The organism is Arthrobacter sp. 05L421 (assembly GCF_056397785.1).
Window position 1 is genome coordinate 65,859 of record NZ_JBFTOC010000014.1, and the last position, 19,175, is coordinate 85,033.

General features: G+C 68.3%; 13 protein-coding genes and 1 riboswitch. Of the genes, 9 read left to right on the forward strand and 4 right to left on the reverse strand.

The annotated features are described in order from the left end of the window. The first annotated feature begins 122 nt into the window (after window positions 1–122). Window positions 123–3,743 (forward strand): chromosome segregation protein SMC, encoded by a 3,621-nt coding sequence (gene smc, locus AC1DKQ_RS15970; RefSeq protein WP_476884827.1) that lies wholly within the window; start codon window positions 123–125, stop codon window positions 3,741–3,743. 103 nt (window positions 3,744–3,846) lie between these two features. Then, complete coding sequence (ftsY, locus tag AC1DKQ_RS15975) at window positions 3,847–5,055, forward strand: signal recognition particle-docking protein FtsY (protein ID WP_476919562.1); 1,209 nt, start codon at window positions 3,847–3,849, stop codon at window positions 5,053–5,055. Between the two features lie 96 nt (window positions 5,056–5,151). On the opposite strand, the gene AC1DKQ_RS15980 is transcribed toward ftsY, so the two are convergent. After that, window positions 5,152–6,903 carry a hypothetical protein gene (locus AC1DKQ_RS15980; RefSeq protein WP_476919563.1) on the reverse strand — a complete coding sequence of 584 codons (1,752 nt, stop codon included), beginning with the start codon at window positions 6,901–6,903 and terminating at the stop codon, window positions 5,152–5,154. A 174-nt stretch (window positions 6,904–7,077) separates the two neighbouring features. Further along, on the reverse strand, window positions 7,078–8,328 hold the full coding sequence (locus AC1DKQ_RS15985; protein ID WP_476919564.1) for an MFS transporter: 1,251 nt from the start codon (window positions 8,326–8,328) through the stop codon (window positions 7,078–7,080). A 248-nt stretch (window positions 8,329–8,576) separates the two neighbouring features. On the opposite strand from AC1DKQ_RS15985, the gene AC1DKQ_RS15990 reads away from it, so the two are divergent. Both AC1DKQ_RS15990 and AC1DKQ_RS15995 read left to right on the forward strand, forming a co-directional pair. After that, window positions 8,577–9,944: an ammonium transporter gene (locus tag AC1DKQ_RS15990; RefSeq protein WP_476919565.1), complete on the forward strand. Its 1,368-nt coding sequence runs from the start codon at window positions 8,577–8,579 to the stop codon at window positions 9,942–9,944. After that, the gene (locus AC1DKQ_RS15995; protein ID WP_028276847.1) at window positions 9,941–10,279 is read left to right on the forward strand and encodes a P-II family nitrogen regulator; all 339 of its coding nucleotides are present in this window, start codon (window positions 9,941–9,943) and stop codon (window positions 10,277–10,279) included. Before AC1DKQ_RS15990 ends, AC1DKQ_RS15995 begins: the two co-directional genes overlap by 4 nt. Before the next feature lie 187 nt (window positions 10,280–10,466). On the opposite strand, the gene AC1DKQ_RS16000 is transcribed toward AC1DKQ_RS15995, so the two are convergent. Further along, window positions 10,467–11,855 carry a glucose-6-phosphate dehydrogenase gene (locus AC1DKQ_RS16000; RefSeq protein WP_476884801.1) on the reverse strand — a complete coding sequence of 463 codons (1,389 nt, stop codon included), beginning with the start codon at window positions 11,853–11,855 and terminating at the stop codon, window positions 10,467–10,469. 152 nt (window positions 11,856–12,007) lie between these two features. Between AC1DKQ_RS16000 and ffh the strand changes: the two genes are divergently transcribed. After that, window positions 12,008–13,597 (forward strand): signal recognition particle protein, encoded by a 1,590-nt coding sequence (gene ffh / locus AC1DKQ_RS16005; RefSeq protein ID WP_277523459.1) that lies wholly within the window; start codon window positions 12,008–12,010, stop codon window positions 13,595–13,597. 71 nt (window positions 13,598–13,668) lie between these two features. Continuing rightward, window positions 13,669–14,403, forward strand: a complete 735-nt coding sequence (locus AC1DKQ_RS16010) for an alpha/beta fold hydrolase (protein ID WP_476919566.1) — start codon at window positions 13,669–13,671, stop codon at window positions 14,401–14,403. A gap of 9 nt (window positions 14,404–14,412) precedes the next feature. On the opposite strand, the gene thiC is transcribed toward AC1DKQ_RS16010, so the two are convergent. After that, the gene (gene thiC, locus AC1DKQ_RS16015) at window positions 14,413–16,233 is read right to left on the reverse strand and encodes a phosphomethylpyrimidine synthase ThiC (protein WP_476884803.1); all 1,821 of its coding nucleotides are present in this window, start codon (window positions 16,231–16,233) and stop codon (window positions 14,413–14,415) included. After that, window positions 16,229–16,336, reverse strand: a riboswitch (TPP riboswitch). It overlaps the preceding gene by 5 nt. Before the next feature lie 74 nt (window positions 16,337–16,410). Here thiC and AC1DKQ_RS16020 point away from each other — a divergent pair. The 3 genes from AC1DKQ_RS16020 to AC1DKQ_RS16030 all read left to right on the forward strand — a co-directional run bounded on the left by AC1DKQ_RS16020 (window position 16,411) and on the right by AC1DKQ_RS16030 (window position 18,973). Then, a complete protein-coding gene (locus AC1DKQ_RS16020; protein WP_476919567.1) occupies window positions 16,411–16,911 on the forward strand; it encodes a GNAT family N-acetyltransferase in 501 nt (166 codons plus the stop codon). 3 nt (window positions 16,912–16,914) lie between these two features. Further along, a complete protein-coding gene (locus AC1DKQ_RS16025; RefSeq protein WP_476919568.1) occupies window positions 16,915–18,027 on the forward strand; it encodes an amidohydrolase family protein in 1,113 nt (370 codons plus the stop codon). Between the two features lie 70 nt (window positions 18,028–18,097). Continuing rightward, a complete protein-coding gene (locus AC1DKQ_RS16030) occupies window positions 18,098–18,973 on the forward strand; it encodes a VOC family protein (RefSeq protein WP_476884806.1) in 876 nt (291 codons plus the stop codon). Window positions 18,974–19,175 lie beyond the last annotated feature (202 nt).

Consider the following 19,175-nt stretch of genomic DNA (forward strand, 5'->3'; position numbering starts at 1 on the left):
ACTTGTCGCTACGCCGCAGTAGATTGGAAGTATCCGGGGCCGTCCCGAACACCCGCGTCCGTCCGAATCAAGTATTCGTCGAACAGTGGGCCCAGCCCGCCGACCAGGAGAACCGAAGCACCTTGCACCTCAAGAGTCTGACCGTCCGGGGATTCAAGTCGTTCGCCTCAGCGACGACCTTTGAATTCGAGCCGGGCGTCACCGCCGTGGTGGGCCCCAACGGTTCGGGTAAATCCAACGTCGTGGACGCGCTGGCCTGGGTCATGGGCGAACAGGGAGCCAAGACCCTCCGCGGCGGCAAGATGGAGGACGTGATCTTCGCGGGCACCTCGGGCCGGCCGCCGCTGGGGCGGGCCCACGTCTCGCTGACAATCGACAACAGCGACGGCGCCCTGCCGATCGAATACAGCGAAGTAACGATCTCGCGGACCCTGTTCCGGACCGGCGGCTCGGAATACGCCATCAACGGCGCCGGCTGCCGGCTGCTCGATATCCAGGAGCTGCTCTCCGACTCCGGCCTTGGCCGCGAGATGCACGTGATTGTGGGCCAGGGCCAACTGGACAAGGTTCTGCACGCCACCCCCGAGGACAGGCGCGGCTTCATCGAAGAGGCCGCCGGCATCCTCAAACACCGCCGCCGCAAGGAAAAGACGGTCCGCAAACTCGAGGCCATGCAGGCCAACCTGTCCAGGCTCAGCGATCTCACCGGCGAAATCCGGCGGCAACTGACCCCGCTGGGCAAGCAGGCGGAAGTGGCCCGGCGTGCCCAGAGCGTCCAGTTCGAGGTCCGCGACGCCCGCTCACGCCTCCTGGCCGACGACCTCGTCCAGCTGCAGTCCGCGTTGGCGCAGGACGTCGCGGATGAATCGGCGCTCAAGGCCCGCCGCGGCGTCGTCGAACGCGACCTCGACGCCGGACGGCAGCGCCAGGCGGTCCTCGAACGGCTAGCCGCCGAGGCCACGCCCGCGCTGAACGCCGCGCGGGAGAACTGGTACTCACTCTCCACCGGGCGCGAACGGCTCCGTTCGCTCGGCTCGCTCGCCGAGGAGCGCCGCCGGCTGCTTGGCGCCGCGGACGCGACTCCCGACACCGGCCGGGATCCGGACCAGCTGGAAGTCCAGGCCGCCCGCGTCCGCGACGAGCAGGCCGGGCTGGAAGGGCAGATCCTGGACCGGACGGAGGCCCTGGGCGCAGCGACAGCAGCCAAACAAGATGCCGAACAGGCCGCCGCCGCCGAGGACAAGCGGCTCGCGGCCCTGCTCCGGGCCGCCGCGGACCGGCGCGAAGGCCTGGCAAAGCTCGCCGGGCAGGTCGGCGCGGCCCGATCCCGCGTCGAGTCGGCCCAATCTGAGCTGGGACGCCTCCGCGAATCGCAGAAGGCCGGCGAGGAACGCCGCCGGCACGCGCACAGTGAGTTCACGGCCCTGGAGACGCAGGTTGCAGGCGTCGAGGACGGCGAGGAATCGCTCGACGCCGATTACGAGGCCGCAAGCGTTGACCTGGACACGGTCATCGCCGAAATTGACGCACTGAAGGCGGCCGAGCGTGAGGGTGAGCGGGAACGCGGCGCCCTCGTGGCCCGCCGCGATGCCCTCCAGCTCGGACTGAACCGCAAGGACGGCTCCGGGCACGTGCTCGGCGCGGCCGCGGGGAACCTGGCGGCTGGGGTCTTGGGCTCCCTCGCGTCCATGATCACCGTGGAGGCCGGATTCGAGGCAGCCATCGCCGCCGCACTCGGCACTGCGTCCGACGCCGTGGTGGTCCGGGACCCGGAGACGGCTGCCGCCGCCGTGCGGCTGCTACGCGAGGACGACGCCGGCCGCGCCGCGCTGCTGCTCGCCGACGTTCCGGCCGGAGCTTCGCAGCTGTTGGCGAATGCGCTAACCGGCGCGAGCACACTTCCAGCGGGCGCTCGCTGGGCGGCGGAGCTGGTTTCGGCTGCGGACCCGGACGCCGCCCGCTTGCCGCTGGCCGCCCTGCTGGCGGGCGTCGCCGTCGTCGAGGACCTGGACGCCGCGGCGCAGCTAATCGCGGGCCGCCCCGACCTCACGGCCGTGACCCGGGCCGGGGACATCTTTACCGCGCTGACCGTGACCGGCGGATCCGCGTCGGCGCCGTCGCTGCTGGAAGTCCAGGCCGCCGTCGACGACGCCGCCGCGAAACTGGCCGCCGTCACCGCCGGGCTCGAACGCAATCGCTTCGCCCTTGCAACCGCCCGGGCCCGGCGCGCCGAGGCCCAGGACCGGGCGGACGCGGCCCTCGCGAAACTCCACGATTCCGACGCGAAACTTGCCGCCGTCGCCGAACGGCTGGGCCACCTGAACGCGGTGCTGCGCAGCGCCGTGGGGGAGAGTGAGCGCCTGGCCGCCTCCCTCGCCAGGGCCGAGGCCCAGATTGTCAGCGAACAGGACGCCCTGGAAGCCGTGACGGCACGGCTCGCCGCGGCCACCGAGGCCCCCGAGGAACAGGAACCCTCGCCGGAGCACCGCGACGCCCTGGCACTGGCCGCCTCACTGGCCCGCACGGCCGAAATGGAGGCCAGGCTCGCCCTGCGCAGCGCCGAGGAACAGCTCACGGCCACCCGCAACCGGGCGGCCTCGCTGGAACGGGCCGCCGCCACCGAACGCCGCGCCCGCGAGGAAGCCGCCGAACGGGCCCGCCGCCGCCGGCTCCAGGCCGGGCGGGCCGCCGCCGTCGCCGTCGCCGTACAGCAGATCATCGGGTTCATCGACGTGTCCGTGGAGCTCGCCAGCCGGGCGCGGGACAGCGCCGAGGAACGCAAGGAGTCGATGGACCGGGAGCTTGCCGCGGTCCGCAGCGGCAACGACGCCCTGGCCCGCGAACTGGCCGAGCTCACCGACTCCGTGCACCGCGACGAGCTCGCCCGCACGCAACAGCGGCTGCGGATCGAGGCCTTGGAACTCAAAAGCGTGGAGGAGCTCGGGCTGACCGCCGAGCAGCTCGTGGCCGACTTCGGGCCGGACCGTCCCGTCCCGGTCCCGGCCGACGACTCGGCGGACAAATGGGCCGCCCTGCGCGCCCCGGTGGACGAGGACGGCCGCGAGATTTCCGCGGGCAAGCCCTTCGTCCGGGCCGAGCAGGAAAAACGGCTCAAACGCGCCGAACGCGACCTCGCGGCCCTCGGCAAGGTCAACCCGCTGGCGCTCGAGGAGTTCGCCGCGCTCGAGGAGCGCCACCAGTTCCTCGCCACCCAGCTCGAAGACCTGAAGTCCAGCCGCAAGGATCTGCTGGACATCATCAAGGAAGTCGACGACCGCGTCCAGAAGGTCTTCGCCGAGGCCTTCGATGACACCTCCCGGCAGTTTGTCCGCGTCTTCGCCCGGTTGTTCCCCGGGGGCGAAGGCCGGCTGGTCCTGACCGACCCGTCCGACATGCTCACCACCGGGATCGAGGTGGAAGCCCGCCCGGCCGGCAAGAAAATCAAACGGCTCTCGCTGCTCTCCGGCGGCGAACGTTCCCTGACGGCGGTGGCGCTGCTGGTGGCCATCTTCAAGGCACGCCCCTCGCCCTTCTACGTCATGGACGAGGTCGAGGCGGCGCTCGATGACACCAACCTGGGCCGGCTCATCACCATCTTCGAAGAGCTCCGCGAGTCCAGCCAGCTGATCGTCATCACGCACCAGAAGCGCACGATGGAAGTCGCCGACGCCCTCTACGGCGTCACCATGCGCGGCGACGGCGTCTCCACGGTGATCAGCCAGCGGCTAAGTGTGGAGATCTAGCCAGCGCGGACGTCCCGGCAGCGGAGACCTAGCCGGCGCGGACGCCTAGACGGAACGAAAACGCTGGCCACGGCCCATTTGGGGTTTGTGAGAAGCTAGGGGAGTGAACGACATCCTCCCCATTATTCTGCCCATTCTCGCTGTCCTGGTGGTCATCGGTGTGCTGATCCCGGTGCTCGTGAAGACCCGGAAGAGCACCAAGACCTATTCCGGCACGCGTGACGCAAACGACCCCGTGCAGGGCCCGGGAGCCGGGACCCTTGTGGAGGACCGTCCCCCGGCGGCGGCGCCGGCAGGGACGCCGCCGGACGCCGTCGAGCTCGAAGAACCAAGGGTGGAGGTGCCGGATGACGCCGCCGGCCTGGAAACCGTGCCGGTGGAAACCCCGCTGCCGGTGGCCGGACGCCTGACCCGGCTGCGGGAGCGGCTGGTCAAGTCCAACAACGTCCTGGGCAAGGGGCTCCTGGCCCTGCTTTCGGCGGACAAGATCGATGAAAACGTCTGGGACGAGGTCGAGGAGACCCTCCTCCTGGCCGATCTCGGCACCGAACCGACCATGCAGCTCGTGGACGCGCTCCGCGAACGCGTCAAGGTGATCGGCACGCGGGACCCCGAGCACGTCAAGGCACTGCTCCGGGAAGAACTCATCAAGCTCGTGGACCCCACCATGGACCGGAGCCTGAACGTCGAGCGCCATGCCGACAAGCCCGCTGTCATGATGGTGGTCGGCGTCAACGGCGTCGGCAAAACCACCACCGTGGGCAAGCTCGCCCGCGTGCTCGTGGCCGAGGACAAGGACGTGCTGCTTGGCGCCGCCGACACCTTCCGAGCCGCCGCCGCCGAGCAGCTGGCCACGTGGGGCCAGCGCGTCGGCGTGCCCACCGTGAAGTCGGACATCGACGGCGCGGACCCGGCCTCCGTGGCGTACGAGGCCGTCAAGGCCGGCATCGACCAGGAAGTCGACGTCGTCATGATCGACACCGCGGGGCGCCTGCAGAACAAGGTGGGCCTCATGGACGAGCTCAGCAAGGTCAAGCGGGTCATCGAAAAGCTTGCCGAGGTGGACGAGGTGCTGCTGGTCCTGGACGCCACCACCGGGCAGAACGGACTCAACCAGGCCCGGGTGTTCTCCGAGGTCGTCAACATCACCGGGATTGTCCTGACCAAGCTGGACGGCACCGCCAAGGGCGGGATCGTCGTCGCCATCCAGAAGTCCCTCGGCGTCCCGGTCAAACTGATCGGCCTGGGCGAAGGCGCCGATGACCTCGCGCCGTTCGACGCCGAAGCCTTCGTGGATGCGCTGCTGAACTGATACTCCCAAACCCAAGTAGCTCGCAGCAGGGGCCGTTTTGAGCGTTCAAAACGGCCCCTGCTGCGAGCCAGTTGGGTATTAGGGGGATTGGGCGATCTAGTACTTGAAGTTCAGGACCGTCACTGTTCCGGCGGTCAGCTTGAACTGCTGGGTCTGGGTCTTGTATGCGAAGCCGGGCACCGTGGCGCGCTTGGCGACGGGCTGGGGCTCGGTCTTTGCGCCGTCGATGACAGTCTGGTTCTCGGCCGAGTAGCTGGGGCCGCTGAGCTGGGTCATGGTCCCGGTGACGGGCTTTCCCGGGAGGTTCAGGGTGACGTCGGTCTGCGCGGCCTTTTCGGGGTCATTTTCATTGATGATCACCACGCTGGTGCTGCCGTCCGCGTTCTGCAGCGCGTAGCTAAACGCCAGGCCGCCGCCGGAGCTGTTCAGTTTCATGAACTTGCCGGCCTCGAGCTCGGCCACCATGGAGAGGCCGAAGAAGTTGGCCCGGCCGGACATCTGGCCGTTGCCGAACGGGTAGGCGCCAGCACTGCAGATGGCGGACAGGGGCGGGCCGCCCTTGCACGTCAGCAACGAGCTGTGGTAGCTGATTCGGGTGATGCCCAGCTGGGCGGCGGTGAGGGCGTAGTCTGCCGCCCACAGCGCTGATGCGTGGGTACGGGAGGTTTCGTTGGAACCGGGGCACGCCGAGATCCCGGTTTCCGGAATCCAGGTTTCCAGGCCCGCGGCCTGACCCACCGCGAGGGCCGCTTTCTGGTACTCGATGGCACGGTCGTGCATCTGCTGGCTCATTGCGTTAGCCAGCGTGGGCGAGTCCTGGGGCAAGCTGCCGTCACAGTTGGAAAGCGGGTAGTGGTGGAACGTCAGGATCTTCTTCTGCGGAAGGTCCGCATCGACGAAGGGCTTCCACCACTTCGAGTCAAAGGCGCCAGGTCCGGAGATGGGCACGTTGGGCGCCACTGCATAGATTGCGGTCGCGTACTCCTTCAGTTCCCGTATGTACTGCTCCAGGCTGTAGCCGTCGGTCTTGACGTCGTTGAAGACGAATCCGTTTGGCTCGTTGCCCACGGTGATGCTGAGCAGCCGGTCACCGAGGATCTGCGAGGCATTCTTGACCATATCCGCAGCCCGGGCCGGGTTGAAGTGGCCCAGATCCACCGTGAGGGTGACCTTGGCATCACCGGCCTCCAGGAGAGTCTTCAGCCGGGTCAGGTCTGCCGGTCCCACGGCCTTGACCGGGTGGGTCTTGTCGCCCTTGTAATCGGCTGGTATTGCCTCGCCTGTGGACGTCCAGAAAAAGCGTCGGTCCACGGCGTTGCCGCCGAAGCGCAGGACCGGCTGGTCTAGCTCCTTGAGAAGCTTCACCATCGACGCGTTATCGCTGCTGAGGTCGGGATCGGCCAGGTCCGTGGCCTCCAGCGAGATCCCCATTGCGCCCTTGTTCAGCGAAGTGCCCACGAGATCGTTGGAGACACCGACCTTGAGGGGCTCAACTTTTTCCAGCGGCGACCCGGCCGGCGGACCCGGCTGTTTGTAATAGGTGACCGTCGGTCCCACCTCGGCCGGGGCGAGCGCCGTAGGCGATGACGACTGGGCCGTCTCGGAAGGAGCAGGCGGGGCGGGCGTCGGGCTTCCGAGGGCAAGGGGAAGCACCACTGCAGCTGCCGCGGCCACGGCGACGAATCCGGCGCCGGCGAGGATCCGTGTGCGCTTCCTTTTCCCCGCGCTCGTTCCGGCGCCCTGTCCGGCGCTCTTTTCCGCGCTCTTTTCCGCGCTCTGTCCGGCGTCCGCGGGGTCGGCGGGGTCTGGGCTATCGGCTTTCCCGGGGGAAGAGTCGAATCTGGCCATGGGGAATTACCTCCGGAAGTTTGTTACACGTGCCCCCAGCTTAGCCAAGGAGGGCTGCTTCCGCTGACCCGAAGGTCCAGGACTTGGACCCCGACAAGGATCTGAACATGGTCGCGGACGCGGCACAGGATAGGACCGCGCGCCCGGCGGCCCGGGTGGCGGCACCGCCGCAGGTCAGGCGCTCTTCGCAGCGGGCCGGACGAACGTTTCGCGGGCCGGCAACCAGACGGCGGCGGCGGCCAGCAGCATGCCGCCCGTGACGCCGAAGGCCCAGCCGTAGCCCAGGCGGTCCGCCAGGAGCCCGGCCACCACGGGTCCGACGATCGCCCCGCTGTCCGAGGCCATCTGGAAGACGGCCAGGACGCGGCCGCCGGAGCGCTCGTTGCCGATCACGTCGGCGATCGCGGCCTGCTGGGCCGGTCCGAGCAGGCCGGAGCCGATCCCGGCGCAAGCGGAGGCGAGCAGGAACCAGGGCAGCTGGTGGGTGAACCCGATGGCCGCCGTGGCCGTGCCGGTGACCAGTAGCCCGGCCAGCAGGAGCGGCTTGCGGCCCAGGGTGTCGGCGAGCCGGCCGGAGAATGTTAGAGCCACCGCGTTTCCGCCCGCGAAGACCGCCAGGGCCCAGCCGGCGGATTCCGGTCCCGCACCGAGCGCCACGACGGCGAAGAGCGGCACGGTGGCCATCCGCACGCCGAAGGTGGCCCAGCCGTTGGCAAAGCTCGAAAACAGCCCGGCCCGGTAGGCGCTGTCCCGCAGCGCGTCCTTCAGTTCCATCGCCGGGGCTGTGGCGCCGGGGTGCCGGGAGGCGGCCGGGACATGGCTGAGCTGGGTCTGCACCACGAGGGCGGCCAGCACCAGGGCGGCCGCGTAGGCAAGGAACGGCACCCGCAGGCCGAAGTTGGCGAGCAGCCCGCCGACGATCGGGCCGCAGACGTTGCCGATCAGGAAGGCGGAGGCATAGGCCCCGGAGACCCGGCCGCGGCTTTCCGGCGGCGCGAGCCGGACCACCAGCGCCATGGACGCCACCGTGAACATCACCGAACCCGCCCCGCCCAGGCCGCGGAACACCAGCAACTGCCAGTAGTTCTGGGCGAATGCGCACGCCGCCGTCGACGCGGCCACGATCAGCAGCCCGGCCACGTAGACAGGCCGTTCGCCCAGTTTCACGATCAGGGCGCCGCCGGCCGGGGCGAAGACAAGGCGCATGAACGCGAAGATGCTCACGATCACGGCCGCCGCCGTGGCGCCGACGTCGAACGTGGTGGCGAACTGGGGAAGCACCGGGGCCACCAGGCCAAAGCCGATCGCGATCAGGAAGGCCGCCACCAGCATCACCTTGATGTCCCGGGGCAGCCGGGAACGCCCCGGGGCCCGGAAGGGAACCTGGGCAGCGGCGTCGCCGGTGGGGCGGGAAGTGTTGGTCATGATGCGTTCGTCCTTGGGCAGATGCGGGGCAGGCTGGCGGCGGCTCGTCAAGCGCGGAATTAATCCGATGAAACATAACCGTAACAAGTGTGAGACGCACCATTTACGTCCGGGAGGTTCTTGTAACAACCCGGCAATGTAAATCCTCCGCCAGCGAAACACGGCCCCGCGAAACTCGATGTAGAACGCAAATAATGCGTTGGGACCGGCGGACTACTCCGCACCTATTGCAAGAGAGGACGTAGACCATGGAACTCACCGCAGGTCTCGTTTGGCTCCTGGTCGCCGCGGCACTCGTGCTGTTCATGACCCCGGGCCTGGCATTCTTCTACGGCGGCATGACCCGCGCCAAGTCGGCTTTGAACATGATGATGATGAGCTTCGTCGCCATTGGAACCGTGAGCATCATGTGGGTCCTTTGGGGCGCCTCGATGGCGACGAGCAACGAAGACAACTTCTTCCAGATCTTCGCCAACCCGTTCAGCCACTTCGGCCTCCACGGCTTCACCGAACCGGCTGATCTGCTCAAGGTCGGCTACGCGGCCACCTTCGCCATCATCACGGTGGCCCTGATCTCCGGCGCAGTCGCGGACCGCGCCAAGTTCTCCGCCTGGGTGGTCTTCACCCCCGTCTGGGCAACCCTCGTCTACGCGCCGATGGCCTTCATGGTCTGGGGCGGCGGACTCTTCTCCGCCAGTGGCTGGTTCGGCCAGACGTTCGCGCCGGTCATCGACTTCGCCGGCGGCACCGTGGTCCACATCAACGCCGGCGTCGCCGGCCTGATCCTGGTCCTGATCATCGGTAACCGCAAGGGCTTCGGCAAGGACCCGAACCACCGCCCGCACAACATTCCGTTCGTCATGCTCGGCGCCGCAATCCTGTGGTTCGGCTGGTTCGGCTTCAACGCCGGTGCCGCCGCCACTGTGGAGCAGGCCGGCCTGATCTGGATCAACACCCTGGCCGCCCCGGCTGCCGCCATGCTCGGCTGGCTCGCCGTGGAACGCTTCCGCGACGGCCACCCGACCTCCCTCGGTGCCGCCTCCGGCGTGGTGGCCGGCCTGGTCGCCATCACCCCGGCCTGCGCCAACGTCTCCCCGCTGGGTGCGATCGCCCTCGGTGTCGCTGCCGGCGTGGCCTCCGCGCTCGCCGTCGGCCTGAAGTTCAAGTTCGGCTACGACGACTCGCTCGACGTCGTCGGCGTCCACCTCGTCTCCGGTGTTGTCGGCACCGTGGCAATCGGCTTCCTGGCCACCCCGACCCAGGGCACCGCGGGCCTGTTCTACGGCGGCGGCACCACGCAGCTGGTGGCCCAGAGCCTCGCGGCGCTGATGGCCATCGTCTTCACCGCCGTGATGACGTTCATCATCGCCTTCCCGATCCACAAGCTCATGGGCTTCCGGGTCTCCCAGGAACAGGAAGTCGTCGGTGTGGACCTGAGCCTGCACGCAGAGACCGCCTACGAGTTCGGCGTCGGCGGGCACGGCGGCAGCTTCCAGCCGCTGCACGAACTGATCACCGGCAAGCCGATGGGCGAAGAGGAACTCTCCGAGGTCCCGGTGGGCGCCGCGTCCAACGGCAAGCAGAACGCAACGGGTAAGGAAAGTGTGGGGGCATGAAACTAATCACGGCAATCGTCCGACCGGAAAAGCTTGAGGCTATTCGCGAAGGCCTGGAAGCCTACGGCGTGCAGGGCCTCACGGTCAGCGCAGCCAGCGGCTACGGCCGGCAGCGCGGCTACACCGAGGTGTACCGCGGGGCCGAGTACAACGTGGACCTCCTGCCCAAGATCCGGGTAGAAGTCCTGGCCACCGACGAACAGGCGGACGACATCCTGGATGTCATCATCGCCAGTTCAAACACCGGCCGCGCCGGGGACGGCAAGGTCTGGACGATGGATGTGTTCGAGGCTGTCAGGGTCCGCACCGGAGAGCGCGGTTCGGCAGCGATCTAGCTGCTCCCGCTCCACTCCCGGAACGGGAGAATGACACATGAACACATATAGCGGCGCTGACACTGCGGGCCGGATGCCCCAAAGGCATCCGGCCCGCTTTGTCGTCTGGTGCCAGCCCTGCTGCTGCGCCGGTTGCCAGCCCTGCTGGTCGGTGCCGCGCCGGTGCTGCGCCGGTGCTGCGCCGGTGCTACGCCGGCCAGCCCTCCGGCCCCGGGGTCCCGGCCGGATACTCCTCCAGCGGGACATGCCCGGCGGTCCAGGACTTCAGCACCGGCGCCAGGATGCGCCAGCAGTCCTCGGCGGTGTCTGCCCGCACCGAGAGCAGCGGATCGCCGGTCAGGACGCCCTCCAGCACTTCGCCGTAGGGGAGGAGCTCGGAAGCACTCAGCTCGGCCTGCAACGTGGCCCGGTCCAGGCTCAGGACATCGCCCGGGCTGTTCACGTCGACGTCGAACTGCAGCGTGTCCGGGCCAAAACCGATCCGCAGCTGGTTGGGGGCGTCCACGCCGGTGAACCCCTTCGGCAGGTGCGGCACCGGCCGGAAAGTCACCACGGCCTCCTTGCGTTTGGTGTCCAGCGCCTTGCCCGAGCGCAGGATGAACGGCACGCCCTGCCAGCGCCAGTTGTCGATCTCCACCTGCACCTCGGCGAGGGTCTCGGTGCCCCTGGAGGCGTCCACGCCGTCCTCCTTGGCATAGTCCGGAACCTTGCGGCTGTTGATGGAACCGGCGGTGTACCGTGCCCGGCGGGTGTTCTGGCGGTACGGGGCCTTGATGCTGCTGGCCCGCAGCACCGTGGCCACGGCATCGCGGAGGTCCCGTTCGTCCACGGAGGCCGGCGGCTCGATGGCCATGAGGGCCATGATCTGCAGCAGATGGCTCTGGATCATGTCGCGGAGGGCGCCGGCACCGTCGTAGTAGCGGGCACGGCCTTCGAGGGCGAGGTCCTCGTCGAAAATGATCTCGACCTTTTCGATGTGCTGCCGGTTCCACACGGGCTCCAGGAACGTGTTAGCGAAGCGCAGGCCAAGGATGTTCAGGACGGTCGCCTTGCCGAGGAAGTGGTCCACCCGGTGGATGTGGTCCTCCGGGACCAGCGCGGCCAGTGTCTTGTTCAGGTGCTGTGCGGATTGCTCGTCCGAGCCGAACGGCTTCTCCATGACCAGGCGGGTGCCCGCGGGGACGTCCTCCGGGGCCAGGGCCTCGCAGGCGAGCTGGCTGACGTGCGGCGGCAGGGCGAAGTAGACGGCTACGGGGCCTTCCAGCTGCGCGAGCAAGCCGGCGAGCTGGCCCTTGGCCGTGACATCGAGCTGGTGGTAGGTGCTCTCCTGGCGGATCCGCTTGAGTTCCCCCTTGCCGTGCGCATCGGCCTTCGAGTTCTCGTCCGCGAAGGACTCCTCGATCCGGCCCAGCCACTGCTCCGGCGTCCAGGGGTCCGATCCCGCTCCTGCCAGGGTGAGGCCGTCGGCGCGGCCCCGGGCCACCAGGCGGGCCAGCCCTGGCAACAGGAGCCTGCCCGTAAGATCGCCGGAGGCACCAAGGATGAGCAGGGTTTTTACAGTTGTTTGGCTGGTCACCTAAGCCAGCATGCCATCTTGAAGGCGCATATTGGTACCCTAGATAGTCGAGTCCCGTTGTCGAGGCGGTTCGTTCAGGCGAACACCAGTCGCGACGCTGGCGTGCCGCTCCGGCCGCCACCTGTAGATCCACTGAAAGAAGTGCACGGCGCGTGTTCAATTCACTCTCTGACCGGTTGACAGCAACCTTCAAGAATCTGCGTGGCAAAGGCCGCCTGACCGAGGCGGACGTTGACGCCACAGTCCGCGAGATCCGGCGTGCCCTCCTGGACGCCGATGTCGCAGTGCCCGTGGTCCGGGAGTTCACCGGCCGCGTGCGCGAGCGTGCCCTCGGCGCCGAAGTCTCCGGCGCGCTGAACCCAAGCCAGCAGATCGTGAAGATCGTCAACGAGGAGCTTGTTGAGATCCTCGGTGGCGAGACCCGCCGGATCCGCCTCGCCAAGACCGGACCCACCATCATCATGCTGGCCGGCCTGCAGGGCGCCGGTAAGACCACCCTGGCCGGCAAGCTCTCCAAGTGGCTCAAGGCCCAGGGCCACAGCCCCATGCTGGTGGCGTGTGACCTCCAGCGCCCCAACGCCGTCACCCAGCTGCAGGTGGTCGGCCAGCGCGCCGGCGTGCCCGTGTTCGCCCCGCACCCGGGCGCCACGTCCACCGAGCTGGACCACCCTGCCGGCGACCCGGTCGCCGTCGCCCGTGCCGGCGTCGAGGAAGCCAAGCGCACCCTTCACGACGTCGTGATCGTGGACACCGCCGGCCGCCTTGGCATCGACGCCGAGATGATGGAGCAGGCGCGTCAGATCCGCCGCGCGATTGTCCCGAACGAAGTCCTGTACGTGATCGACTCCATGATCGGCCAGGACGCCGTCAACACGGCCATGGCGTTCGATGAGGGCGTCAACTTCACCGGCATTGTGCTCTCCAAGCTCGACGGCGACGCCCGCGGCGGTGCGGCGCTGTCCGTCACGTCGGTAACCGGCAAGCCTGTCATGTTCGCGTCCACCGGCGAAGGCCTGGACGACTTCGAGCTCTTCCACCCGGACCGCATGGCCTCGCGCATCCTGGACATGGGTGACGTCCTCACCCTGATCGAGCAGGCCGAGAAGTCTTGGGACAAGGATGAAGCCGCCCGGATGGCGAAGAAGTTCGCCGACCAGGAAGACTTCACCCTGGATGACTTCCTCGCCCAGATGCAGCAGATCCGCAACATGGGCTCCATGAAGAAAATGCTCATGATGATGCCGGGCGCGCAGAACATCCGCCAGCAGCTGGAGCAGTTCGACGAGCGCGAGATCGACCGGGTCGAGGCCATTGTCCGGTCGATGACCCCGCACGAGCGCGTGGCCCCGAAGATCATCAACGGCTCCCGCCGGGCCCGTATTGCCCGCGGTTCTGGCGTCCACGTCTCCGAGGTCAACGGGCTCCTGGAGCGCTTTGCCCAGGCCCAGAAGATGATGAAGAAGATGGCCGCCGGCGGCGGGATGCCCGGCATGCCGGGGATGCCCGGCATGGGCGGCGGGGGCGGTGCCCGGAAGGGCGCCAAATCCGCGCCCAAGAAGAAGGCCCGCTCCGGCAACCCGGCCAAGGCTGCGCAGGAACTGCGCGACGCCGAGGCCCGGCGCGCCGCCGGCCCCAAGGCCCTGCCCACCGGAGCATCGTTCGGCCAGCAGGGCGGCGACTTCGATCCGTCCCAGCTGAACCTGCCCAAGGGCTTCGACAAGTTCCTCGGCGGCAGCAAATAGCCGCACCTGCTGGGAGCCGCCGGGACTGTGTCGCCGGCGGCATCAGCACTGACGTGCCATAGGGTTAGACAATGTTCAAGCAGCGCGTAGTCTTCGTCCACGGGGATGGCAGTTTCGGTGCCGCCGCGTGGCCAAAGCAGCACGGCATGGCGCTGGACTACGACGCCCTGTTCCTGCGGCGGCACGGGTTCGACGCCGTCGCGGAACCGCTCGAATCCAACTTCGCCGCCGACGCCGCAATAGTGCTCGCGTCGCTGGCAGACGACGGCCGCGGCGAGGCCGGCGGTCACGTGGTGGCCCATTCGCAGGGCGCGATCGCCGCGATGATGGCCGCCGTCGAACGGCCCGACCTCGTCCAGTCGCTGACCCTGGTGGAACCTGCCTGCCTGTCCTTGACCGCGGAGCTCCCGGCCACCGCCGCGCACCGGGCGCTCATGCAGCCGCTCTTCGACGTCCGGCGCAACCTCAGCGACGACGACTTCCAGCGGGAGTTCATCCGCCGCGCGTTTGCGGCGGATGCGCCGGGGGCCACGACGCCGGAGGCCCTCCGGGCGGCGCGCCGGCTCCGCCTCCAGGCGCCGCCTTGGGAAGCCCCGCTGCAGATCGTGCCTGGCGTGCCGACGCTGGTCCTGACCGGCGGATGGGAGCCGCTGTATGAGGAAATCGCCGGCTACCTGCGCGAGACCGGTGCACTGCACCGCACGGCGCCGGGAGGGCACCGGCCCCAGGATTCAACCGAGGGGGACCGGGCCATCCGCTCGTACATCGCCGAGGTCAGCCGGCGCCAGCACGCCCGGGCATCCTAGGACGCTGTCCTAGGAAGCTGCGGGTCCTCCCATAGCAGGCTCCGGCAGATAGACCTTGCCGCCCGAGGCAATGAACTCCTTGCTCTTCGCCTGCATTCCGGCCGCCATCTGCGCGAGGGCCGCCTGCGAGTCAGCTGAACCGTATTCGTCCCGGATGTCCTGGCTGATCCGCATGGAGCAGAACTTAGGCCCGCACATCGAGCAGAAGTGGGCCGTCTTGGCCGGCTCCGCGGGCAGCGTCTCATCGTGGAAGGCCTCGGCCGTCACCGGGTCCAGGGACAGCGCGAACTGGTCCCGCCAGCGGAACTCAAACCGCGCCTTGGACAGGGCATCGTCGCGTTCGTGGGCGCCGGGGTGGCCCTTGGCGAGGTCGGCGGCGTGGGCCGCGATCTTGTAGGTGATCACGCCCGTTTTCACGTCGTCCTTGTTCGGCAGCCCGAGGTGCTCCTTGGGCGTGACGTAGCAGAGCATGGCAGTGCCGTAGCGGGCAATCTCCGTCGCGCCGATCGCCGAGGTGATGTGGTCATACCCGGGTGCGATGTCGGTGACCAGCGGCCCGAGCGTGTAGAACGGAGCGCCCTTGCAGAGTTCCTGCTGGCGCTCCACGTTTTCCCGGACCAGGTGGAAAGGCACGTGCCCGGGACCCTCCACCATGACCTGCACATCGAACTCCCAGGCACGCTGCGTGAGCTCGGCCAGGGTGTCCAGCTCGGCGAACTGCGCCGCGTCGTTGGCATCCGCCGTCGCGCCGGGCCGCAGCCCGTCACCCAGGGAAAACGCGACGTCGTACTTCGCGAAAATCTCGCACAGCTCGTCGAAGTGGGTGTAGAGGAAGTTCTCCTGGTGGTGCGCCAGGCACCAGCCGGCCATGATCGCTCCGCCGCGGGACACGATGCCGGTGACCCGGTTGGCCGTCAGGGGCACATAGCGCAGCAGCACCCCCGCGTGGATGGTCATGTAGTCCACGCCCTGCTCGCACTGCTCGATCACTGTGTCCCGGAAGATCTCCCAGGTCAGGGCGTTCGCCTCGCCGTTGACTTTCTCCAGCGCCTGGTAGATGGGGACCGTGCCAATGGGGACGGGGGAGTTGCGGATGAGCCACTCGCGCGTCGTGTGGATATCGTCCCCGGTGGAGAGGTCCATCACGGTGTCCGCGCCCCATTGCGTGGCCCACTGGAGTTTGTCGACTTCCTCGGCGATGGAGCTGGTCACGGCGGAGTTGCCGATATTGGCGTTGATTTTCACCAGGAACGCCTTGCCGATGATCATCGGCTCGGATTCGGGGTGGTTGACGTTGTTGGGAATGATCGCCCGGCCCGCGGCCACCTCGCTGCGCACCAACTCCACGTCGCAGTTCTCACGCAGCGCGACGAACCGCATTTCCTGGGTGATGACGCCGTCCCGGGCGTAGCGCATCTGCGTGACGGTCCGGCCCTCAACCCCGCGGCGCGGCACCGGGCGTCCGCCCCGCCACTCGGCCGATGCCGCGCCCCGGCGTAGCGCCGACTTGCCGTCGTCGAGCAGCTCCCGTTCCCGGCCGGCGTAGGTTTCGGTGTCAGCCCTGGCCTCGATCCAGGGCGCACGGAACGGCTCCAGCCCGCGGACCGGATCGCTGCCCGGGCCGGCCGTGCGGTAGACCCGGAACGGTGCGTTTCTGACGCCGCCCGGCGAGGGTTCCAGGGCGATCTCGGTCACTGGAACGCGGATGCCATGGTCCAGGTCCGTGGTGAAGGCCAGCGAGTGGGACTTCATCGACTGCGTGGCGGCTGCAGATTCGTTGTGGACTGACTCATTTTGGACAGGGCTGTGCTGTGTCAATTGGGTATTCACGAAAATACTCACTTCCTTCGCCGGCATTACCCGGACAGGTTCAACGGTCGCAGGCTGCGTCAGCCCGATCTCAGCCCCTGCAAGGGCACCCGTGTGGTCGTAGACGAAGCTACCACGCGCTTCCGGATGGCTGTCGAGTGTGACGCGTGCGACGGGCCGCGGTGTTAGCGTGGCATTGTGACTCTGCCTTGGGCCGTGCCCCGCATCAGAACGGCGACGCCGGAAGACATGCCGGCCCTGCCGGTTCTCGAGGCCGCAGCAGACCGCGTCCTCGAAGCGGAGCTGGGGAACCAGTCGCTCCCGGTCCCGGAGTTAACGACGCCGGTTGAGCCGCTCTTCATACTCGTCACCGGAGCCCCGCCCGTGGGGTTTGCCCGCGTTGACGATGTCGGCGGCCACGCCCATCTGGAGCAACTCTCGGTGCACCCCGACTTTGGCGGTCGGGGCATCGGACGGTCCTTGGTGGAGGCGGCCCTCGGTGCGGCCCGGGGCCGTGGCTATATGTCGATGACGCTTTGCGCCTTCGCGGACGTTCCGTTCAATGCGCCGTTTTATGCGAGCTGCGGTTTCGAGGAGTACCCCCAACCCGGGCAGGCGTTGGCTGCCCTGCGGATCCGCGAAGCGCAGTTGGGGCTGGATGATCTGGGACGGCGGATCGTCATGCGGAATAGGCTTTAGCCCATGACCGCAATCATCGAGTTCAGCGGCCCCATCCTCACGGCGGCGGACCGGGAACGCCGCGGTCTCTGGTCGGTGGACGGCCTGCTGACCTTCCGCCGTCCGGCCGCCGCGCCGGACCTCGTGCTGGACGGCTGGGTCATTCCCGGCCTCGTGGACGCGCACTGCCATATCGGACTGGGCCCGGGCGGTGACGTTTCCGAGGCCACCGCGGAATCCCAGGCCCTGGCGGACCGCGGCGCCGGGACGCTGCTGGTCCGCGACGCCGGCGCGGTCCACGACACCCGCTGGCTCCAACAGCGCGCTGACCTTCCCCGGATCATCCGCGCCGGCCGGCACCTCGCCAGGACCAGGCGCTACCTGCCGGGCCTGGCCATCGAGGTCGAACCCGATGATCTCGTCGAGGCCGTGCGCAAGCAGGCCCGCGCCGGCGACGGCTGGGTCAAGCTCGTGGGGGACTGGATCGACCGCGACGCCGGCGACCTCGCCGCCAGCTTTCCCGCCCGAACGGTCAAGGACGCCGTCCAGGCCGCCCACGACGAAGGGGCCCGCGTCACCGCCCACTGCTTCGCCGAAGACACCCTGGATGACATGCTCGACGCCGGGATCGACTGCATCGAGCACGCCACCGGTTTGCTGCCCCGGCACCTGCCGCGCTTCCTCGATCAGGGTGTCCCGATTGTGCCCACCCTGATCAACATCGCCACGTTCCCGGACATTGCCGCCCGGGCCGAGGCCAAGTTCCCCCGTTACGCCGCCGACATGCGCTCGCTGTGGGAGCGGCGGGCGGATCGGGTGCTCGAAGCCTACGAGGCGGGGGTGGCCATCTTTGCCGGCACCGACGCCGGCAGCGTGATCAGCCACGGCCGGATCGTGGACGAAGTCCAGGCCCTGCACGCCGCAGGCCTTCCCGCCTCAGCCGCACTCGACGCCGCATGCTGGTCCGCGCGGACATGGCTCGGCGCGGATTCCATCGGTGAAGGGGCGAGTGCGGACGTCCTGGTCACTGCCGAGGATCCGCGGAGCCAGCCGGCCACGCTCCGCCGGCTCAGGCACATCGTGTTGCGCGGGCTCCCGGTGAACCGGGAACCAGCCCGGCCATTAGGAATAAATTGAAGCTTCAAGTAATTTACTTCTATGCAGGGTCACCGAAATCCGGTGGCTACAGAACCCACGGAGCGTTTCAATGACCGCAGAAGCCAGCACGCAGGACCTCCTTCCTGCCGAACTCACCATGGGCACTGTGATGCTCAAGGTCGGCGACATGAAGCTCATGACCGACTACTACCAGCGCGCCCTCGGCCTGGAGACTGTGGCCGAACAGGACGGCGGGCTCTACCTCGGGCGCCAGCAGAAGCCGCTGGTCCATCTGGCACCCGCACCTGGCCTGAATCTTCCGTCTCGCGGCGAGGCCGGTCTCTTCCATACCGCACTCCTCTTCGAGGACCAGCACTCGCTGGCGGCCACCATTGCCAGCGCGGCTCAGTACGAGCCGCAGTCCTTCACAGGCAGTGCGGACCACCTCGTCAGCGAGGCCTTCTACTTCAACGACCCCGAAGGCAACGGCATCGAGCTGTACTGGGACCGGCCGCGGGAGGCCTGGTCCTGGGAGGGCAAGAACGTCGTCATGGACAGCCTCGCCCTGCCGCCGCAGCGCTACCTGCAGCAGTACCTGACCGAGGAGTCCGTGACCGGCCAGCGCCAGGCCGCCGCCGGCGTCGGGCACGTCCACCTCCAGGTGGGCGACGTCCAGTCGGCGCATGAGTTCTACGTCGGCACGCTGGGCTTCGAGAAGACCGCGGGCTGGCACGGCCAGGCGCTGTTCGTCTCGGCCGGCGGCTACCACCACCACATGGCCATGAACGTCTGGAACAGCCGCGGCGCGGGCCCCCGGCGCGACACGCTGGGCCTTGGTGAGGTCCTCATCGAAGTGCCGTCCGGTGACGACGTCGCCGCCCTGGCCGACCGGCTCAAGGTCGCCGGCATCGACTCGCACCACACTGGCGCCGAGCTGCGCTTCGAGGACCCGTGGCGCAACCGGATCCGCGTCGCGGTTCGCTAAAGCCCGAGCCTTGAGGGGCATGCCCAGCGCAGTGGGTCAGCAGTGGACATGGCTCCTATATGTCCATTGGTCGCGGCCAGCGGAGGGCATGCCCGCGGGAGGTAGCACGGGATTGCCGGGTCAGAGGTGGGCATGTCCGTATGTGGCTGGCAGGGCCGCGGGACATGTCCATTTGCCGCGCCCGGGAGTGGACATAGCGTCT

Excerpts from the sequence above, each read along its gene's own strand:
- AC1DKQ_RS15980 (WP_476919563.1), bottom strand. The coding sequence starts at position 6,903 with ATGGCCAGATTCGACTCTTCCCCCGGGAAAGCCGATAGCCCAGACCCC.
- AC1DKQ_RS15985 (WP_476919564.1), bottom strand. The coding sequence starts at position 8,328 with ATGACCAACACTTCCCGCCCCACCGGCGACGCCGCTGCCCAGGTTCCC.
- AC1DKQ_RS15990 (WP_476919565.1), top strand. The coding sequence starts at position 8,577 with ATGGAACTCACCGCAGGTCTCGTTTGGCTCCTGGTCGCCGCGGCACTC.
- AC1DKQ_RS15995 (WP_028276847.1), top strand. The coding sequence starts at position 9,941 with ATGAAACTAATCACGGCAATCGTCCGACCGGAAAAGCTTGAGGCTATT.
- AC1DKQ_RS16010 (WP_476919566.1), top strand. The coding sequence starts at position 13,669 with ATGTTCAAGCAGCGCGTAGTCTTCGTCCACGGGGATGGCAGTTTCGGT.
- AC1DKQ_RS16025 (WP_476919568.1), top strand. The coding sequence starts at position 16,915 with ATGACCGCAATCATCGAGTTCAGCGGCCCCATCCTCACGGCGGCGGAC.
- AC1DKQ_RS16030 (WP_476884806.1), top strand. The coding sequence starts at position 18,098 with ATGACCGCAGAAGCCAGCACGCAGGACCTCCTTCCTGCCGAACTCACC.